Below are 19,095 nucleotides of genomic sequence, written 5' to 3'. Positions count from 1 at the left end.
CGGTCAGATCGGAACGGCCGCGCCGGTGACGCCGATTCCGGTGTCCGCGCCCGTCGGCACGGACACCGTGATCGTGCTCGGCCGGCCCATGTCCGCGCCCTGATGGATCGTCAACGTCGCGGGTGGCAGGACGAGTCCGAGTTCCCTCAGGTAGCCGCCGAACGCGGCTGCCGCCGCACCCGTCGCCGGGTCCTCGACCACGCCACCGGGCGGGAACGGGTTGCGGGCGTGGAACACCGTGGGGGACTCGCGCCAGACCAGGTCGATCGTGGTCCAGTCCTCGCGGGCCATGAGGGCGGCGAGCGCGGTCATGTCGTAGTCCAGGTCGGCCAGCCGGTCCCGGGTCGCGGCGGCGATGACCGGGTGCCAGGCTCCGGCGAAGGCCGCGCGGGGCGGCAGCTCCGGGTCGAGGTCCCCCTCGGGCCAGCCCAGGATCGCCAGCAGCTCGGCCAGAACGGCCTCGTCGATCGGTGCCGTACGCGGCGCGACGCTCACCAGGGTCGCCACGAGGGTGCCGTCCGCCGCCCCGTCGGTGGCGACGGTGACCGGGCCCGCCTTGGTGCGCAGCCGCAGGCTCCCGGTGCCGTGCCGTTCCGCGTGGGCGACGGCCGTCGCGATCGTCGCGTGGCCGCAGAACGGCACCTCGGCGAGCGGGCTGAAGTACCGCACGTCCAGAGAGCCGTCGTCCGACTCCACCGCGAACGCCGTCTCCGAGTAGCCGACTTCGGCCGCCGCCGCCAGCATCGTCGTGTCGTCGGCCCCGGTGGCGTCGAGCACCACCCCCGCGGGGTTGCCGCCTTCGGGATCCGTGCTGAACGCCACGTAGCGCAATATCTCCATCACCGGACGGTAGCGTCCGGCGCACGTCCACGCAGCGTGTTTTGGGAGCTCCTTGTACGCCCCCTGCACGCGGGCTGTACGCCCCCTAACCAGTGAAACGCGAGTCTGGAGTCACTTCCCCCGCAGACGAAGCGGAGGCAAGTCAACTCCCCTCTGTTCCATTGGAGATGTCATGAACCGTCGCCCCGCACACCGACGCACAGCAGTCGCCGCCGCGGTCGCTGTCGCCGCCGCCGGTACCTTCGCCCTCGGGACGGGGGTCGCCGGAGCCGACTCCGGAAGCAAGTCCCAGCAGTCCGCCAAGGCGGCAACCGAGGCGCAGGTGCTGGGGCTGTTCGACGACTGGAACGCCGCACTGCAGACGGGCGACCCGCAGAAGGTCGCCGACCTGTACGCGAAGGACGCGGTGCTGCTGCCCACCGTCTCCAACAACGTCCGCACCGACAGAGCCGAGATCGTCGACTACTTCGAGCACTTCCTTCAGAAGAAGCCGGTCGGGACGAAGATCGAGTCCGTGGTCAACGTCCTCGACCGCGACACCGTCATCGACACCGGTGTGTACGAGTTCGCCCTCACCGACCACGAGACGGGCGCGCAGAGCACCGTCAAGGCCCGCTACACCTACGCCTACGAGAAGCAGCCGGACGGCACCTGGCTGATCGTCAACCACCACTCCTCGAAGATGCCCGAGGGGTGAGCCTCAGCCGCCGCCCCGGTGTGACGCCCGGAGCGTGATCGTCACACACAGGCCGCCACCCGGCGCGTCCGTCAGCGCCACGGTCCCGCCGTCGTCCGTCGCCAGCTGCTTCACGACGGCGAGACCCAGGCCGGAGCCGGACTTCCCGGTCAGGCCCTGGCCACGCCAGAAGCGGTCGAAGGCGCGGGACTTCTCGGCGTCCGACATGCCCGGTCCCTCGTCCAGGACCGACACCCCCACCACATCGCCCCGGGGGTCCACCCGCACGGTGATGGTCCCGCCGTCCGGTGAGACCTCCAGGGCGTTGGAGAGCACGTTGTCCAGCACCTGGTCCAGAGCACCGGGGCTGGCCAGCACAGACGGCCGGCCGTCGCTACTCCCCCTGAGCGCGATGGTGACTCCGCGCTCGTCGGCGGCCGGCCTCCACACGGCGAGCCGCTCCCGCACGATGTCCATCAGCGGGAGCGGCTCGGCCGCCGCCACCTTCGCCTCGGCCCGCGCCAGCACCAGCAGGCCGTTGACCAGCCTGCTCATCCGGACGACCTCCGCCGTCGCCTGCTCCACGTCCTCCCGTACGAACTCGTCGTCCACACCGTCCGCGATGTTGTCCAGGGACAGCCGCAGCGCCGTGAGCGGGGTGCGCAGCTGGTGGGAGGCGTCCGCGACGAAGATGCGCTGGGCCGCGATCAGCGTGTCCAGGCGTTCGGCGCCCTGGTTGAGGGTGCGGGCGAGGGTCTGGGTCTCGTGCGGGCCCGTCACGGGGGAGCGGGCGGTCAGGTCGCCGTCGCTGAACCTGCTCGCCATGTCGTTGAGCTGGCGCAGCGGCCGGGTGAGGCGCCGGGCGGCCACGACACCGAGCAGGGCGGCCACCCCGAGGACGAGCACCGCGAGGACCGCCCGGAAACCCCAGATCCGCCACAGGCGGCTGGTCATCTCGTCGGTGCCGTACACGATGCGCACGGCACCGACGACCCGGTCCGTGCCGGCCGCGCGGGCGGGCACCGTGATCACCAGCTCGGGACCCCAGATGAAGGAGGAGCCCCAGTCGGTGGTGGGTCTGCCGTTCCGAAGGGCCTGGGTCAGGGCCGCGTCCGCCGTCGGCCGCGGCAGGTCCGCCGGGCAGCCGGCGGTGCGGGTCACCTGGATCTCGTCGTCGTAGGCCTTGGCCATCTCCTCCAGGGCCTGGCAGGACGCGGCCCGGCCGTCGCCGAGCAGGAGGGCCATGGCGTCGGCCTCGCGCAGGACGGCCGACCTGGTGTCGTTCCGCAGCTGATCCGTCAGCGTGAACGCCACCGGCACGGTGAACAGCGCGATGGCGACCGCGACGAGCAGCACGTAGCTGCGGACGAGCTGGCGGATCATGAGGTGCCGTCGTCCTCGCCGCCGGCGATCTCCAGCCGGAAGCCGACCCCGCGCACCGCCTCGATCGTGATCGCCCCGGCCAGCTTCCGCCGCAGCGCCGCCACGTGCACGTCCAGCGTCTTCGTCGGCCCGAACCAGTTCGCGTCCCAGACCGCTTCCATGATCTGTTCGCGTGACATCAGCGCCCCGGGCTCCTCGGTGAGGAAGGCCAGCAGGTCGTACTCCTTGGGCGCGAGGGCCACCTCCTCGCCGTCGAGCCGCACCCGGGCGGCCTTTCGGTCGATCGTCAGGCGCGTGCCGTACCGGTCCGGTCCGGTCTCGGAGGGCGTACGGGGCTGCGACCGGCGCATGACGGCCCGTATCCGGGCGATGACCTCCCGGACGCCGAACGGCTTGGAGACGTAGTCGTCCGCGCCGAGCTCCAGGCCCACCACCCGGTCCGTCTCGTCGCTGCGGGCGCTGATCACGATGATCGGGACGTCGCCGCGCTCGCGCAGCGCCTTGCAGACGTCCAGGCCGTCGGTGTCGGGCAGGCCGAGATCCAGCAGGACGACCTCGTAGGGGCCCTCGTGCTTGAGGGCCGCCTCGCCCGTGCTGACCCACTCGACGTCGAAGCCGTAGCGCTTCAGACCTCGTCTGAGGGACTCGGCGACCGGTTCATCGTCTTCCACCAGAAGTACGCGCACAGCCGAACCATAGTGCTTGAAATTTGACTGACCTGGATCGTCCGGGTGTCGACTGTGACGCCGGGCACTTTCTCGCGTGGCCCGTGCCCAGATGGGCATGAGCCACTCTGGACGGGCGGGCCGAGATCTCACCATGCGATATCGCGGAGGGGATTTTCGGACGCTCGTTAGACTGAGCCGACCGCGGTACGAATGCGTATGAGCGGATAGAGACGGATTGAGCGAGGAGCGCACGTGGGCCTTGTCGTGCAGAAGTACGGAGGCTCCTCCGTAGCCGATGCCGAGGGCATCAAGCGCGTCGCCAAGCGGATCGTGGAAGCGAAGCAGAACGGCAACCAGGTGGTCGCCGTGGTTTCCGCGATGGGCGACACGACGGACGAGCTGATCGATCTCGCCGAGCAGGTTTCCCCGATGCCTGCCGGGCGCGAGCTCGACATGCTGCTGACCGCCGGAGAGAGGATCTCCATGGCCCTGCTGGCCATGGCGATCAAAAAGCTGGGCCACGAGGCCCAGTCGTTCACCGGCAGCCAGGCAGGTGTCATCACCGACTCGGTCCACAACAAGGCCCGGATCATCGACGTCACGCCGGGCCGGATCAAGACCTCGGTCGACGAGGGCAACATCGCGATCGTGGCCGGTTTCCAGGGTGTCAGCCAGGACACCAAGGACATCACCACGCTCGGCCGCGGCGGCTCCGACACCACGGCGGTGGCCCTGGCCGCCGCCCTCGACGCCGACGTCTGCGAGATCTACACCGACGTGGACGGCGTGTTCACCGCGGACCCGCGCGTGGTGAAGAAGGCGAAGAAGATCGACTGGATCTCCTTCGAGGACATGCTCGAACTGGCGGCATCCGGGTCGAAGGTGCTGCTCCACCGCTGCGTGGAGTACGCCCGCCGGTACAACATCCCGATCCACGTCCGGTCCAGCTTCAGCGGGCTGCAGGGCACGTGGGTCAGCAGCGAGCCACCCGTTCGGACGACACAGCATCAAGGGGACAAGCAGGTGGAGCAGGCTCTCATCTCCGGTGTCGCGCACGACACCTCCGAGGCCAAGGTCACGGTCGTCGGCGTGCCGGACAAGCCGGGCGAGGCGGCCGCGATCTTCCGCACGATCGCCGACGCCGAGATCAACATCGACATGGTCGTGCAGAACGTGTCCGCCGCCTCCACGGGCCTGACGGACATCTCCTTCACGCTGCCGAAGACCGAGGGCCGCAAGGCCATCGACGCGCTCGAAAAGAACAAGGCCGACATCGGCTTCGACTCGCTGCGCTACGACGACCAGATCGGCAAGATCTCCCTCGTCGGCGCCGGCATGAAGACCAACCCGGGCGTCACGGCCGACTTCTTCACGGCGCTGTCCGACGCGGGCGTGAACATCGAGCTGATCTCGACCTCCGAGATCCGCATCTCGGTCGTCACCCGTGCCGACGACGTGCCCGAGGCCGTGCGCGCCGTGCACTCCGCGTTCGGGCTCGACTCCGACAGCGACGAGGCCGTCGTCTACGGAGGCACCGGCCGCTGATGGCGGGCCTTCGACCGGCCGCCCGGACCGGCCGGTCCGGGCGGCCGACGCTCGCCGTGGTGGGAGCGACCGGAGCCGTCGGCACGGTCATGCTCCGCATCCTGTCCGAGCGGGCGGACATCTGGGGCGAGATCCGACTGATCGCCTCCCCGCGCTCGGCCGGCCGCAAGCTGGCCGTGCGCGGCGAGGAGACCGAGGTCGTGGCGATCGGCGAGGAGGCCTTCGACGGGGTCGACGTCGCCATGTTCGACGTCCCCGACGAGGTCGCCGAGCGGTGGGCGCCCCTGGCCGCCGCCAAGGGCGCGGTGGTGGTGGACAACTCCGGCACCTTCCGGATGCACCCGGACGTGCCGCTCGTCGTGCCCGAGGTCAACCCGCACGCCGTCCGCATGCGCCCGCACGGGATCATCGCCAACCCCAGCTGCACGACGCTCTCCATGATCGTGGCGCTGGGCGCGCTGCACGCCGAGTTCGGGCTGCGCGAGCTGGTCGCCTCCTCGTACCAGGCCGTCAGCGGCGCCGGGCGCGAGGGTGTCGCGACCCTGCGCCGTCAGCTGTCCCTGGTCGCCGGCACGGAGCTGGGCACCGCCCCCGGAGACGTACGGCGGGCCGTGGGCGACCACACCGGGCCGTTCCCGGAGCCGGTCGCGCTGAACGTCGTGCCGTGGGCCGGCACGGCGCGCGAGGACGGCTGGTCCTCGCAGGAGCTGAAGGTACGCGACGAGTCCCGCAAGATCCTCGGGCTCCCCGAGCTGCCCGTGGCCGTCACCTGCGTCCGCGTACCGGTGATCACCACGCACTCCCTGACCGTGCACGCCCGCTTCGAGGGCGAGGTCACCGTCGACAAGGCCCGCGAGATCCTCGCCACAGCGCCCGGGGTCGTGCTGTTCGACAACCCGGCCGCGGGGGAGTTCCCGACCCCCGCCGACGTGGTCGGCACCGACCCGACCTGGGTCGGGCGGGTGCGCCGGGCCCTGGACGACCCGACGGCGCTCGAACTCTTCGTGTGCGGGGACAACCTGCGCAAGGGTTCCGCACTCAACACCGCGCAGATCGCCGAACTGGTGGCGTCGGAGCTGTCCTGAGGGGCGACCGGGGTTTCGTGAAGTTTCGCTACGGCGAACTCCACGGCCGATGTCATAGGCGGTTTGTAGGATCTGTGCACGACATGTGAGCCGGTCTATGGTCCGGACCACTTGTGGCGTGGCGCTTCGGCATCAGAGGATTCATCTCCCCGCCCTCCGCAACCGCGTGGAGGGCGGGGAGCGTCTTTGCGGTCACCCTTCGACCGTGGGAGCGCTTCATCAGGCGTGGGGACGCCTGGAACCGGACGTGGGGACGTCCGTTCGCATCTGGACATAGGGGAAGAGCGGGACGCATGAGGGCATTTGATGCACCATCGGTTGTGCTGCCTGACGCGGGTAGACCGTCGAGGGCGACGGTCGGCGTGAAAGTGATGCCCGGCGCGTACAACCCTCACGGGGGTCGGCGTGTCCAACAGGCGTGGCAGAGGTACTCGACTTCAGCGCGGCACGCGGCACGGTCCTTCGACCGCCCCGTCCGGCGGCTCTACGACCCCGCATGCCCGGTACGCCCGGTGGCATGCCGGTGATCGCGCCCGTGCCCGCAGCGCGGCCGGCCCGCATACCGAACCAGCGCGACGGCGCCGAAGAGGGTGTGGCGGCCGGTACGACCGTCGACCACCTCACCGAGACCTACCGAGCGCACTACCGCTCACTGCTGGGTCTCGCCGCGCTCCTCCTCGACGACACCGCCTCCTGCGAGGACGTCGTCCAGGAGGCCTTCATCCGTGTCCACTCCGCCCGCAAGCGGGTGCGCGACCCCGAGAAGACCCTGGCGTACCTGCGCCAGACGGTCGTCAACCTCTCACGCTCGGCGCTGCGTCGCCGCATACTCGGCCTGAAGCTGCTGTCGAAGCCCATGCCCGACATGGCCAGCGCCGAGGAAGGCGCCTACGACCAGCTGGAGCGCGACTCGCTCATCAAGGCGATGAAGGGCCTGCAGCGCCGCCAGCGCGAGGTGCTGGTGCTGCGCTACTTCGCGGACATGACCGAGGCGCAGGTCGCCGAGACGCTCGGCATATCCCTCGGCTCGGTCAAGGCGTACGGCTCGCGCGGGATCGCCGCGCTCCGGCTGGCCATGGAGGCGCCGGCATGAGCAACGGCAACGGCCCGCCTCGCGACGGGCGCGACCGGCACGAGCCGTTCGAGTGGCACGAGCCGACAAGGCTGCACGGGCAAGATCCGAAGCAATCGCACGCTGGGAACGGAACTGTGAACCACGGCCCCGACGACCAGAGCCCCGAAGGGTTCGACTCTGACGAGCTGGACCTGCGCAGGATGCTGCACCAGGTGGTGCAGGAGGTGGAGCCGCGCGACGGCACCCTGGAGTATCTGCGGAAGGCGGTGCCGCAGCGGCGCACCCGCAAGCGGCAGGCCGTCATCGGCATGGCCGCCGCCGCGCTCTTCATCGGCACCGCCGTCCCCGCCCTGGTGCACGTCTCCGAGGCCACCGGATCCGACGCCAATCCGTCCGCCATCGGTCACGCCTCCGAGACGCAAGGCGGCTCGGGCGGGGGCAAGGGCCCCGACGGGGGCGAGAGCACCGCGGGCGGCTCCTCCGGCAAGGCCGAGGGCAAGGAGAAGAGCGACAAGAAGGAGAAGGACGAGGGCAAGGGCTCCGGCGCCTCCACCGGCGCGTCCCGGGGCGCCGACCCCTCCTCCAGCGCCGTCGCCGGCATCCCGACGTGCACCGCCGCCCAGCTCGGCCCCGCCTCCGCGAGCAGCAACGCCCCCGACTCCACCGGCGCGGTCTCCGGCTCCTTCCGCGTCACCAACGTCTCCGGCGCGGCCTGTACGGTCACCGGCCCCGGCTCGGTGAGCGCGGTGCCGCAGGGCGCGGCCGACATCAGCAAGGTCGGCTCGGCCCGGCACACCGCCGGGGACGCGGCGGCCGGTCTGCTGCCCGACCCGTCCCTGGAGGCGGCCGAGCTGGTGCTCCAGCCGGGCCTCGGTTACGAGGTGAAGTTCGCCTGGGTCCCGTCGGAGACCTGCACCGCCCCCGGCGGCAGCACCGGCGGTCCCGACCCCAGCTCCGAGCCGACCCCGTCTCAGGAGCCGACCACCACGGACGGCACCTCCACCGGCGGCGACACGGGCACGGCCCCGCAGCTCGCCACGGAGGACGGCACCGCCGACGGCAGCGTGGCGGTGACCTACACACCCGGCACGGGCTCGGGCGCCGGCTCGGTGACGGTACCGAACGCGTGCGCGGGCACGGTCTACTGGACGGGCGTGCTGGCGGGCTCGTAGCGGTGCAGCTGCGGCCGGCTGGTCCCGCCGTGCCTGCCCGGCCGCGGGCAGTCGCTCCGCCCGGGGGCGCCCTGGCCGCGGGCAGCCGATCCGCCCCGGAGGCGCCCTGGCCGCGGGCAGTCGATCCGCCGGGGGGAGCCCTTCACAGGTCGTTTCGATCCGCCGCGGGGCGCCCTTCCTGAGTCGAGTCGTGCCGCTGCGCCCACCCGGCTCAGCTACGGCACCGCCTCACTTGGCGGCGGCGTCCGCGGTGACGGGCTCCTCATCCGGCACCAGTCCCAGCTCCGCGTCCCGCGCGAACTCGACCTCACGCCGCAGCAACCGGAACCACATGAAGATCACGAACCCCACGAAGGCGAACCACTCGGCGGTGTAACCGAGGTTCTGGAACGCCTTCAGGTCCAGCCCGGTGTCCGGCGGCGCGGCAGCCGGCACCGCCTTCATCCCCGAGTCGCCCTTGGTCAACGTGACCCACGCGTCGTAGACGTCGTACGGCACCAGGTTCACCAACGACGCCGCACTGATCGCCGCGGTCTGCCCCTCCGGCAGCCCGCCCTGCGCACTGACCCCGTTGTCCCCCGGAGTCTCGGACGCCTGCAGGGCCCCGGTCACCTTGACCTCACCAGCGGGAGGCGCAGGTGCCTTCGCCGCGTCGGTGGCACCGGGCAGCCACCCCCGGACCACCGGCAGCGCCTCACCCGAGTCGGTCCGCAGCAACGCCAGCACGTAGAAGCCCTGCTTGCCGTCGAGCTCCCGCCCGGGCACCAGCAGCTGCTTGCCGTAGCGTCCGGTCGCGGTGACCAGCTTGCCCGACGTCGCCTTGGTCACCGGCAGCATCTCCCCGAGCGGCCGCGGCGCCTCGCGCTTGGCCTCGGAGACCTGCTGGGTCGCGGTGCGCTGTTCCTGCACGCGGTCCTCGAACCGGCCCAGCTGCCAGGACCCCATGAAGATGCAGAAGGGGATGGACAACAGCACGAAGACGTTGATCCCCCACCATCGGGGCGTCAGCAGAAACCGGTACACACCCCCACGGTACGGGGCTGTCGGGCAGCCCCGGCCCGCGGGGTCGGCCACGCGGCGGGGCCGCCGGACCGGTCCGGTCGGCGGACCGCCCGGTAACGCCCGGCCAGTCGCGTCTTCGGGTGCTGCACTACCCGGCCTCCGGCTCAGGACCCACCTTGCCTGTGTGCCCCGGCTCATGACCCGCCCGTCAGCCCTTGCGGGCCCGCACCGAGTACATCAGCGGGATCCGCGGCCGGTCCGCCGGACAGCGGAAGTACCCGTCCCGCCGCTCGAGGCACCCGAACCGCCGGAACAGCGAGACATCGTGCTCGTGCAGGAACTCGATGCGCAGCCCGGCCGCCGCGAGCGCCGAGACGACCTCGCCGACGGGGTGCTGCCACTCCACGCGCCGGTTGTGGACGAACTCGGCGTCCTCGGCCGCGTACGATCCCGGGCTCTCCTCGATCCAGGCGTCGCGGGCGAAGTAGTCGTGCGTGATCCGTGAGCCGGTCTCGTCGTCGAGGACGTCGGTGAGCGGATGGAACTCGGACAGGTACAGGAACCCGCCGGGCGCCACCAGCGAGGCGACCGTCTCCGCCCAGCGCCCGATGTCGGGCAGCCAGCACAGCGCGCCGACGCCGGTGTAGACGATGTCGTACGAGGCGTCCGGAACCGCGACCGCCGCGTCGTACACGTCCGCCGCGACGAACGCCGCCCGGTCCTGGCCGAGACCGAGGTCCCGCGCGAGACCGCGGGCGATGTCGATCGCCGGTTCGGAGAAGTCGAGGCCGACGACGCGGACGGCGCCGTGCCGGGCCCAGGACAGGGTGTCGAGGCCGATGTGGCACTGCAGGTGCAGCAGCGAGCGGCCGGCGACGTCGCCGACCTCGAAGTCGCGCAGGGGGTCATGACCGGCCCGGAAGGAGTCGAGGCCGTAGAAGTCGCCGGCCGCGTGGAGCGGCACGCGCTCGTCCCAGTGGGCGCGGTTGGCCTCGTACCAGTCGGCCGGGGTGGGGGAGTACATCCGTGTCATTCCTGACCTGCTCGGAGGGGGGACCGGTGGAGGTTATCCACAGGCTGGGGACCTCGCCAGCGAATTGTCGGCGAGGGCGTGCACTATGGGGCCATGACTGACAGCAACGGGTCCGACGCGCGGGATCAGCGGGACCAGCAGCAAGGGGTGCGGACAGGGCAGCGGGAGCGGATGCCGGACTGGGAGAAGCGCTTCCGGGCGCCCCGCGTGTCCCTGCCCGACTGGGCGGAGGACGCGCCGGACCGCTCCCTGTTCGTGTCGAACGCGACGGGGACGTACGAGCTGTATGCCTGGGACCGGTCGACGGGCGAGCAGCGCCAGGTGACGGACCGGCCGAACGGCACGACGGACGGCGTGGTGTCACCGGACGGCGCGTGGATCTGGTGGTTCGACGACAAGGACGGCGACGAGTTCGGCATCTGGCGCCGCCAGCCCTTCACGGGCGGTGAGGACGAACCGGCCGCGAAGGGCCTGGACGCCTCCTACCCGGCGGGCCTCGCCCTCGGTCGCGACGGCCGTACGGCGGTGGTGGGCCGCTCGACGGACGAGGACGGTACGACGATCCACCTCGTCCGCACCGGTGAGGACCCGGTGGAGATCTACCGCCACCGCGAGTCGGCCGGCGTCGGCGACCTCTCCCACGACGGCTCGCTCATCGCCATCGAGCACACCGAGCACGGTGACGCGATGCACTCGGCGCTGCGCGTGCTGCGCCCCGACGGCACGGCGGTCGCCGACCTCGACGACACCGAGGGCGGCACCCGCGAACTGGGCCTGGAGGTCCTCGGCTTCGCGCCCGTCGACGGCGACACGCGCCTGCTCATCGGCCACCAGCGCCGCGGTCGCTGGGAGCCCCTGGTGTGGGACGTGGCCACCGGCGAGGAGACGGACCTGGCGCTGGAACTGCCGGGCGACGTCAGCGCCGAGTGGTACCCGGACGGCAACGGCCTGCTCATCGCGCACAGCTTCGAGGCCCGCAGCGAGCTGTTCCGCTACGACCTGGCCAGCCGCGCCCTGACCGAGATCCCGACGCCGCCCGGCACGGTCTCCGGGGCGACGGCCCGCCCCGACGGCAGTGTCGAGTACCTGTGGTCCTCGGCGGCCGAGCCGTCCGCGGTCCGCTCCACGACGGGCGGTGTCGTGCTCGACCCGCCCGGCATGAAGTCGCCCGGCTCGGTGCCGGTGGAGGACGTGTGGGTGGAGGGCCCCGGAGGCCGCGTCCACGCGCTCGTCCAGAAGCCCCGGGGCGCCACCGGCCCGCTCCCCACGGTCTTCGACATCCACGGCGGCCCGACCTGGCACGACAGCGACTCCTTCGCCGCGGGCCCGGCGGCCTGGGTCGATCACGGCTATGCGGTGATCCGTGTCAACTACCGCGGCTCCACGGGCTACGGGCGTGCCTGGACCGACGCCCTGAAGCACCGCGTGGGCCTCATCGAACTCGAGGACATCGCCGCGGTCCGCGAATGGGCCGTCACCTCCGGCCTCGCCGACCCCGACCGCCTCGTCCTCACCGGCGGTTCCTGGGGCGGTTACCTCACCCTCCTCGGCCTCGGCGTCCAGCCCGACGCGTGGACGCTCGGCATCGCGGCGGTCCCCGTCGCCGACTACGTCACGGCGTACCACGACGAGATGGAAGCGCTGAAGGCGATGGACCGCACGCTCCTCGGCGGCACCCCCGAAGAGGTCCCCGAGCGCTTCGAGGCCTCGTCCCCCCTCACCTACGTCGACCGGGTCAAGGCCCCGGTCTACATCTCGGCCGGCGTCAACGACCCGCGCTGCCCGATCCGCCAGATCGAGAACTACGTCAAGCGACTGGAGGCGGCAGGCGCCGTCCACGAGGTGTACCGCTACGACGCCGGTCACGGCTCACTGGTGGTGGACGAACGGATCAAGCAGGTGCGGCTGGAACTGGAGTTCGCCGAGAGGCACTTGAAGGAGAGGCCCAAGGCCCGGTAGCTCGGGAGTGCGTGGGGTCGGGCGGTGCGGGTGCCCGGTGACTGATCGCGCAGTTCCCCGCGCCCCACGGGTTGCTCCGCAACCCGTGGCCCGTCCACCCGGCCCCGGCCGCACACCGGGCACCTCGTGACGCCGAGCCACGTTGCCCACGGCTCGGCGTTCACGCCCCGGTCCGCTCCCGCCTCCTGCGCCCCAGCAGCTCCGCCAAACCCCTGCGCGTAGCCGCCAGAACCACCCGGTCCTCCGCCCCCAGCACATACGTCGACGGCAGATCCCACACCAGCCCCGAAGCCGGCACCCGCTCCTCACCAGAGGGCTCGTCCTCTCCCCGCCGCCCGCCAGGAGGTGACGTATTGAGCGCCAGCACCCGCCAGGCCCCGGCCCGGAACGCCTGGCCGACCGTCCGCCCCTCCAACTGCGGATGCCCGCCCACCTCCACCTCCGCGAACAGCAGCACCCGCCGCTCCACCGGGATCGCCCCGAGGATCTGCCGCCCCATCATCGCCCCGGCGAACGCGGGCGCGGCCAGATGCGACACACTCCGGCTCCGCGTCAGGGCCGAGGGATGTGCGGCCCGCAGCGTCCGGTACACGGCGGTGGCGAAGTCGTCGTCGTACAGCCGCAGCACGACCCGCAGATCGGGCCGTACGGACCGCGCGTACAGCGACGCCTCCAGGTTCGTCGTGTCCACGCTGGTCAACGCCAGCAGCGCATGCGCCCGATGGATCTTCGCGGCTTCCAGCACCCCCTCCTGCGTGACATCCCCGAGCACCACCGGCACCCGCAGCCGCCGCGCGGTGGCCATCCCCCGCGCCTCCGGATCGGACTCCACGCACACCACGGGAATGTGCAGCTCCCGCAGCCGCGTCAGCACCCGCGTCCCGATCTTCCCGAGCCCGAGCAGCACCACATGCCCACCGAGCCCCCGCGGGGGCTTGCGCAGCGCGGACGCGCTGCGGAACGTGCCCAGTGCCTCCAGCACCGCCGCCAGCAGCACCGGCAGCAGCAGCAACCCGACCAGCCCGGACAGCAGTTGCAGCACCTGCTGCCCGGTCGACTCGTGGAACGCGGGATCGTTGATGCCGAACAGATCGAGCAGCGTGACGTACGTGGCGTACAGCGGATGCTCCCCGGTCACGATCATCAACGCGACGGCGAGCGCGAGCACACACCCCACCAGCCCGGCCAGTGACCACCTCAGCCGCCGCGAGAACAGCGAGCCGAACGGCGGCACGCCACCCCGCCCGGCGGGCAGGGACGGCCCGGAGTACGACACCTGCTCCAGGACCACGGTCCCGCGCCCGGTCGCCGCCGCCACCGCCGCCTCGCCCGGCAGCAGTTGCGGCCCGTTCTCACCGCTGCCCTCGGAACCGTCCGCCCCGGCCGGGTCGTTGCTCGTCGCGGACAGCAGCGCCAGTGTGCACAACCCCGGGTCGGCCACCTCGCCCGGCCGTGGCGGCTGCCGCTCCACGGCCCGCAGGACGAGCCCCTCGGTCTGGACGACCTTGCTGGTGCCGACGAGAGCCGTGGCCGCCAGCGCCGGCGCGGCCGTGTCGGCGTCGGACAGCACGGTCGTCGACGCGTCGAAGCCAGGCCCGCCGCCCGGCCCGGTCCCGGAGGCCACGGCCGCCGTCTGGTCCAGCAGTTCCTCGATGTGCTGCCCCAACCGCCGGTTGTACAGCCGCAGTACCAGACGCAGACGCGGGTTGAGCCGGCGGGCGGTGAGCGCGGCGCGGATGTTGGTCTCGTCGTCGTCGTACACGAGTGCCAGAGCTGCCGCCCGGTCGGCACCCACCTCGCCGAGCACGGCCTCGGTGACCTCGGCGGCCTCCACGACCTGCTCGTTCGAGGCCGGCTCCGCGCCGCCCGCCCCCGCGCGGTTGACGGCCGCGTTCACGACCCGGTCGAGCAGGGCGGCCGATGCGGCCCGGGCCCGTCCGACCACCGGCTGCCGCACCCGCCGCCCGGAGGGCGGCACGACGAGCGTGACCTGTTCGCCGTACACCCCCCGGAGTTCGGCGGCCAGCCGGTGCGCGAGTCCGTCGTCTCCGCACACGATCATGTGCGTGGCCGGATGACCTGGCTGACCTTGGTTCGGAACACTCCCCACGAGGAGAAGACTGCCTCACCGGGACGGCTGGTTCCAGAAGGGGACGGTGGCGCCTGAACGCCCGGCCGTCCGCTTCCGTACGCATGGGGAGGGAATGGGGGATGCCCCCGCGCACCACCGGAGGTACGGCGCCCGTGGCCACCACGAAGACCGCCCCGCGGGAGAACGGGGACAACCCGGCGGGCCGTCCGGAGGAAGAGGACGGGAGGCCGGAGGACGAGAGCCGGGGCCCGGAGGAAGAGGGCCGGCACCTCAACTCCTCGCTCCTGCTGACGCTCCTGCTGCTCACGGCGGTGATGTTCCAGGGCCCGATCCGCGGGGCCCTGGCCGCACCGGTGATGCAGAGCTGGATGACGGTGTTCGTCGCGGTCATGGTCCAGGCGCTGCCGTTCCTGGTGCTGGGCGTGCTGCTCTCGGCGGCGATCGCGGTGTTCGTCCCGCCGTCGTTCTTCGCCCGGGCCCTGCCGAAGCGCCCGGTCCTCGCGGTACCGGTCGCGGGCGCGGCGGGCGCCGTCCTGCCGGGCTGCGAGTGCGCGTCGGTGCCGGTGGCCGCGGCCCTGGTCCGCAGGGGGGTCACTCCGGCGGCGGCCCTGGCGTTCCTCCTCTCGGCGCCCGCCATCAACCCGATCGTGCTGACGGCGACGGCCGTGGCGTTCCCCGGCGACCCGGAGATGGTGCTGGCCCGTTTCGTCGCGAGCCTGCTGGTGGCCTGCGCGATGGGCTGGCTCTGGCACCGCGTCGGCCGTACGGACTGGTTGCGTCCCCCGGCCAGGACGTCGTACGAGGACCAGGGCAGAGGGGCGGCGTTCTGGGGCTCGGTACGCCACGACGTGACACACGCGGGCGGTTTCCTGGTGATCGGCGCGATGGCCGCGGCGACACTGAAGGCGGTCGTACCGGCGGACTGGCTGAGCCTGGCGGCCGGCCACCCGGTGCTGTCGGTCCTGGTCCTCGCGGCTCTGGCCGTCCTCCTGTCCATCTGCTCGGAGGCGGACGCGTTCGTCGCGGCGTCCCTCACCCAGTTCTCCCTGACGGCCCGTCTGACGTTCCTGGTCGTCGGACCCATGATCGACCTGAAGCTCTTCGCTATGCAGGCGGGCACCTTCGGCCGCGCCTTCGCCCTGCGCTTCGCCCCCGCGACCCTCGCCCTGGCCGTGCTCGTGTCAGCCCTGACCGGAACGGTCCTGCTGTGAACCGCCTGGCCCAGTCGGCCCTCCTCTTCCTGCTCGGCGCGACACTCCTGCACGCCGGCACGACCGACCTCTACCTGCGCTACGTCAAGGAGGGCCTGCGCCCCCTGGTCCTCCTGGCAGGCGCGGTCCTGATCACCACGGCGGCGGCAACCCTCTGGTACGACCGCCGCCGCGCACACCCACACGCCCACCACCACGAACCCCGCGTCTCATGGCTCCTCACGCTCCCGGTCTTCGCCCTGATCCTGGTCTCCCCACCGGCCCTCGGCTCCTACAGCGCGTCCCACACGGGCACCGCCCTGACGAAACCCCTCGGCTTCCCGGCCCTCCCCACCGGCGACCCCCTCCACCTCGCCGTTGCCGACTACGCGGGCCGCGCGATCTACGACAACGGCCGTTCCCTCCGTGACCGCGAACTGAAGATCACCGGCTTCGTCGCGCTCGACCGCTCCGGTGCCCCCTACCTGGTCCGCATGGGCCTCAACTGCTGCGCGGCGGACGCGCAGCCCGTCAAGATCGCCCTCACCGGCGACATCCCGCCGGTCCTGCGCCCGGACACCTGGCTGGAGGTCACCGGCCACTACACACCCCGCCGGACCAAGGACCCGGTCAACGACGGCCCGATCCCGTACGTCGAGGTCACCAGCTCACGCCCGGTCCCCACACCGCACGACCCGTACGACGAGACGCTGAACGGCTGAACTCCGGTGTGGAACAGTCCCTTTGGGGTACTCGAATGAGCCGCTGATCAGCGAGGGGGACTTATGACCACACTCGAGGGCGAGCGCGCGGCGGAACTCGACCGGACGCTCCTGACCGAGGCCCGCAAGGAACTGGCGAAGGCCGACAGCAGAGCCGAACTGACCCTGGCGGCGCTCGGCGCGGCCCTGACCGCCCTCCTCGGCGCGATCACCGCAGGCGTCATCACACCCGCCCAGTACGCCGTGCTCCCCCAGCTCCTCCTCTGGTCCGGCTGCGCGGCCTGCGCCCCGTCCCTGGTCTTCCTGAGCCTGGCCGGGCGGCCCCGCCCGAACACCGCCGACGTGACCCGCCCGGAGATTCTCACCCGCACGGCATGGACCAAGTACCGCCGCACACGCCTGGCGATGGCCTGGGGCGCCGCGTTCCTCACCCTCACCCTGGCGGGGACGCTGGCCGGGCTGCTGTCCTAGCGGAACGGGCACTGTCCACCGTTCCTTTGGACGATGGGCCGTGAGTGACACCACCGATGCCGAATACCGGCGTCGACCGCCCACAGGCCTTGAAGCCGCAGCGGGCGATGTCCCTACTGCCCTCGTCCGAGTTGGGGCGGCCCAGGGAGGAGCCGGGTAGCAGCGTTACCTCCGCTGTCAGCTCAGGTGGCCAGGGACAGGTCTGCCTGTGGCGTTAAATCGGCCCGGAAAGGTCACGAAGCGGGGGAAGCGTGCGAGGAACCGGGCGCATCAAGAGTTCGCTTCCCCGCCGAGGACGGACCGCAGCTTCCGGTGCGCTTCTCCGGGGCCGCCGCCCTCCTGCCCTTCCAACAGCGCCGCCGCGATGGCGTCCAGCTTGTGCTGGACGGCGCGTTCGGCCCGCAGCTCGGAGTTCTTCAGCAGCGCCACCATGAGCAGGGTCACCGCCGACATCGCCTCGCCCACGAACAGAAGCCACGTGATCGGCAAGCGGATCACGTGCAACGTCACAGCCACGGCGACCAGGATCAGGCAGATCCCGAAGAACGTCGCCGAACTGGTGAACCGTGAGGCATTCTCGGCCAGCCTCTCGAACGGCTTGCTCCGCGAGCCTCCGCGGTCGGACGGATGCTTGAGAATCATGGCCATTCTCTACAGCGGACGGCGGCATGCCCGAGGCTGCCACGCCCGGCCGGGACGCGGACCATCCCCACGGGTTCGGCGGGAGTCGGTCCCTACGCGGCGAAGGGTACGCAGAGGACGACGCGATGGCCTGATCAAGTTCGTGGCCCCCTGTTTGCCCCCGCAGATGGACGAAGGCCACATAGGAACGTTCCTACGTGGCCTCTGGCCAGCGTCGGGTGGTGGGACCTCCGGGTGCGGGCATAGCCTTTCCAGTTCGCGATCGAAGGACGCCGTGATCACTGCCTTGTGGGCTCTGTGGCACGGGTGTACAACGACGTCGTGACGACTCGACCAACACGGGCGATGTGGTGGGCCGAATTGGCGGTCTTTCTCGCCGTGGCAGCAGCGACCCTCATGCTGATCATGTTTCTGCTGTCGCTGGCAGCCGGGCACCACTCGGTCTCCCTTGGCGTCGGGCCCTCATCCGTGCTGCTCGCCCTCTCCGTCGGTGTCGGCATCTTCGGCAGCGGCCGGTTCAGGGCTTGGGGGTTGCGCCGCCGGGCCGCGTCCCTCGCCAGGAGATCCTGAAGAGTGGGTTCGAATCCCTCCTCCACGCGATGAGCAGTGAGAACGTCCCTGACCAGGCAAGACGGTCAGGGTCCGTTTCGTGTGTGCTGCCCGCTCGTGACCGTGGTCCCTCGTGGCTTCCCGCACGTTCGGGAACGCAGGGGGGCACAGTCACCCTTCGCCCGGGCCTGGGTCACCCTTCGCCATGGCCAGGTGCCGTGAGATCCACCCATATCCAAGGCTTGTGGTGATGCGTACGTACTTCGCCTATGACGAGGTCGATGGTCGCCCCGACAGGCGGCAGCTCCTGGGTGAGTCGCTGCACGCCTGGCTCGCCGCCGCGGCGAATCACGTCCAGTGAGGCCCCTACGGGTTCGTATCCGTTGAGCTTCGCCGTGAGCCCCCATGGCTGGTGGCTGGTGATTGTGGCTTGGACCGTGTCGCCTTGACGAAGCTCGCTGAGGGGGCGTCTCGATTCATCTGACATGGCGGCATCATCCTCCTCACCCACCACCCTCCCCAGCTCCCATCCCGTCTGCTGTCGACCCGCACAACATCTTCCCGGCGCCGGCCGGGCGGGATGGAGTTCGCGAGGACATCAAGAAGATGAAGCCGGGGGACAAGCTCCCGTCACAGCGCGAGTTGATCGACCGCTTCGGATTCGCGAGCCAGACCGACAGGCAATGACGAAGGTCCCGGCCGCGCTGAGCGGTCGGGACCTTCATTGTGGCTGTTCGGACATCGCCGAGGATTCGACACACGATCACGTGCAGGTTTGCCCCAACACGATTTTCCAACTGTGTTGGTGGGGTGGCGGGCTGTGTGCGGGGGCGTTCACCTGGGTTCATGGGCGACTGGCTGTCGACGCGGGGACGGCTGAGGGTCTCGCCTGAACGGCCATGAACGGGGCTGAATGAGACGGAAACCAAGGCGGCCGCCCATGGTCCTAGAGCTGACCTCGCCACCATGGCACATCCAGGCTGTCAGCCGG

The 19,095-nt window shown here is 71.2% G+C and carries 17 protein-coding genes; 10 read left to right on the top strand and 7 right to left on the bottom strand.

The genetic code is table 11. From position 1 onward, the window contains the following. Positions 1-3: 3 nt before the first annotated feature. Positions 4-840: a PhzF family phenazine biosynthesis protein gene (locus ACWD1U_RS24455; protein WP_451110507.1), complete on the bottom strand. Its 837-nt coding sequence runs from the start codon at positions 838-840 to the stop codon at positions 4-6. 172 nt (positions 841-1,012) lie between these two features. On the opposite strand from ACWD1U_RS24455, the gene ACWD1U_RS24450 reads away from it, so the two are divergent. Continuing rightward, positions 1,013-1,537 (top strand): SgcJ/EcaC family oxidoreductase, encoded by a 525-nt coding sequence (locus ACWD1U_RS24450; RefSeq protein ID WP_451110505.1) that lies wholly within the window; start codon positions 1,013-1,015, stop codon positions 1,535-1,537. Between the two features lie 3 nt (positions 1,538-1,540). Here the strand turns inward: ACWD1U_RS24450 and ACWD1U_RS24445 are convergent, their stop codons facing one another. After that, positions 1,541-2,899, bottom strand: a complete 1,359-nt coding sequence (locus ACWD1U_RS24445) for a sensor histidine kinase (RefSeq protein ID WP_451110503.1) — start codon at positions 2,897-2,899, stop codon at positions 1,541-1,543. After that, positions 2,896-3,585 (bottom strand): response regulator transcription factor, encoded by a 690-nt coding sequence (locus tag ACWD1U_RS24440; RefSeq protein ID WP_451110502.1) that lies wholly within the window; start codon positions 3,583-3,585, stop codon positions 2,896-2,898. Before ACWD1U_RS24440 ends, ACWD1U_RS24445 begins: the two co-directional genes overlap by 4 nt. 234 nt (positions 3,586-3,819) lie before the next feature. Between ACWD1U_RS24440 and ACWD1U_RS24435 the strand changes: the two genes are divergently transcribed. The 4 genes from ACWD1U_RS24435 to ACWD1U_RS24420 all read left to right on the top strand — a co-directional run bounded on the left by ACWD1U_RS24435 (position 3,820) and on the right by ACWD1U_RS24420 (position 8,444). Continuing rightward, entirely contained in the window at positions 3,820-5,112 is a 1,293-nt protein-coding gene (locus tag ACWD1U_RS24435) for an aspartate kinase (RefSeq protein WP_451110500.1), read from the top strand. Continuing rightward, positions 5,112-6,197 carry an aspartate-semialdehyde dehydrogenase gene (locus tag ACWD1U_RS24430; protein ID WP_451110498.1) on the top strand — a complete coding sequence of 362 codons (1,086 nt, stop codon included), beginning with the start codon at positions 5,112-5,114 and terminating at the stop codon, positions 6,195-6,197. The genes ACWD1U_RS24435 and ACWD1U_RS24430 overlap by 1 nt, the downstream gene beginning before the upstream one ends. Before the next feature lie 517 nt (positions 6,198-6,714). Further along, complete coding sequence (locus tag ACWD1U_RS24425; protein WP_451110497.1) at positions 6,715-7,290, top strand: SigE family RNA polymerase sigma factor; 576 nt, start codon at positions 6,715-6,717, stop codon at positions 7,288-7,290. Positions 7,291-7,406: 116 nt separating this feature from the next. After that, positions 7,407-8,444, top strand: coding sequence for a hypothetical protein (locus ACWD1U_RS24420; protein WP_451110495.1), 1,038 nt, complete (start codon positions 7,407-7,409; stop codon positions 8,442-8,444). A gap of 228 nt (positions 8,445-8,672) precedes the next feature. Here the strand turns inward: ACWD1U_RS24420 and ACWD1U_RS24415 are convergent, their stop codons facing one another. Next, the gene (locus tag ACWD1U_RS24415) at positions 8,673-9,467 is read right to left on the bottom strand and encodes an SURF1 family protein (protein ID WP_451110493.1); all 795 of its coding nucleotides are present in this window, start codon (positions 9,465-9,467) and stop codon (positions 8,673-8,675) included. A gap of 187 nt (positions 9,468-9,654) precedes the next feature. Beyond that, complete coding sequence (locus ACWD1U_RS24410; RefSeq protein WP_451110491.1) at positions 9,655-10,470, bottom strand: class I SAM-dependent methyltransferase; 816 nt, start codon at positions 10,468-10,470, stop codon at positions 9,655-9,657. Between the two features lie 102 nt (positions 10,471-10,572). Here ACWD1U_RS24410 and ACWD1U_RS24405 point away from each other — a divergent pair, with 102 nt between their 5' ends. Beyond that, a complete protein-coding gene (locus ACWD1U_RS24405; protein WP_451110489.1) occupies positions 10,573-12,438 on the top strand; it encodes a prolyl oligopeptidase family serine peptidase in 1,866 nt (621 codons plus the stop codon). A 160-nt stretch (positions 12,439-12,598) separates the two neighbouring features. Here the strand turns inward: ACWD1U_RS24405 and ACWD1U_RS24400 are convergent, their stop codons facing one another. Continuing rightward, on the bottom strand, positions 12,599-14,500 hold the full coding sequence (locus ACWD1U_RS24400) for an NAD-binding protein (RefSeq protein WP_451110487.1): 1,902 nt from the start codon (positions 14,498-14,500) through the stop codon (positions 12,599-12,601). Between the two features lie 182 nt (positions 14,501-14,682). On the opposite strand from ACWD1U_RS24400, the gene ACWD1U_RS24395 reads away from it, so the two are divergent. The 3 genes from ACWD1U_RS24395 to ACWD1U_RS24385 all read left to right on the top strand — a co-directional run bounded on the left by ACWD1U_RS24395 (position 14,683) and on the right by ACWD1U_RS24385 (position 16,913). After that, positions 14,683-15,741 carry a permease gene (locus ACWD1U_RS24395; RefSeq protein WP_451110485.1) on the top strand — a complete coding sequence of 353 codons (1,059 nt, stop codon included), beginning with the start codon at positions 14,683-14,685 and terminating at the stop codon, positions 15,739-15,741. Further along, positions 15,738-16,442, top strand: a complete 705-nt coding sequence (locus tag ACWD1U_RS24390; protein WP_451110483.1) for a TIGR03943 family putative permease subunit — start codon at positions 15,738-15,740, stop codon at positions 16,440-16,442. Before ACWD1U_RS24395 ends, ACWD1U_RS24390 begins: the two co-directional genes overlap by 4 nt. Before the next feature lie 63 nt (positions 16,443-16,505). Beyond that, positions 16,506-16,913, top strand: coding sequence for a hypothetical protein (locus tag ACWD1U_RS24385; RefSeq protein ID WP_451110481.1), 408 nt, complete (start codon positions 16,506-16,508; stop codon positions 16,911-16,913). 270 nt (positions 16,914-17,183) lie between these two features. On the opposite strand, the gene ACWD1U_RS24380 is transcribed toward ACWD1U_RS24385, so the two are convergent. After that, positions 17,184-17,555 carry a low affinity iron permease family protein gene (locus tag ACWD1U_RS24380; protein WP_451110479.1) on the bottom strand — a complete coding sequence of 124 codons (372 nt, stop codon included), beginning with the start codon at positions 17,553-17,555 and terminating at the stop codon, positions 17,184-17,186. 321 nt (positions 17,556-17,876) lie between these two features. Between ACWD1U_RS24380 and ACWD1U_RS24375 the strand changes: the two genes are divergently transcribed. Then, positions 17,877-18,125 (top strand): hypothetical protein, encoded by a 249-nt coding sequence (locus ACWD1U_RS24375; RefSeq protein ID WP_451110477.1) that lies wholly within the window; start codon positions 17,877-17,879, stop codon positions 18,123-18,125. The last annotated feature ends 970 nt before the right edge of the window (positions 18,126-19,095 follow it).

The organism is Streptomyces sp. NPDC002788, assembly GCF_053592115.1.
The sequence above is the reverse complement of the archived record's forward strand: the minus strand, read 5'-3'. Positions and strand labels throughout refer to the sequence as shown.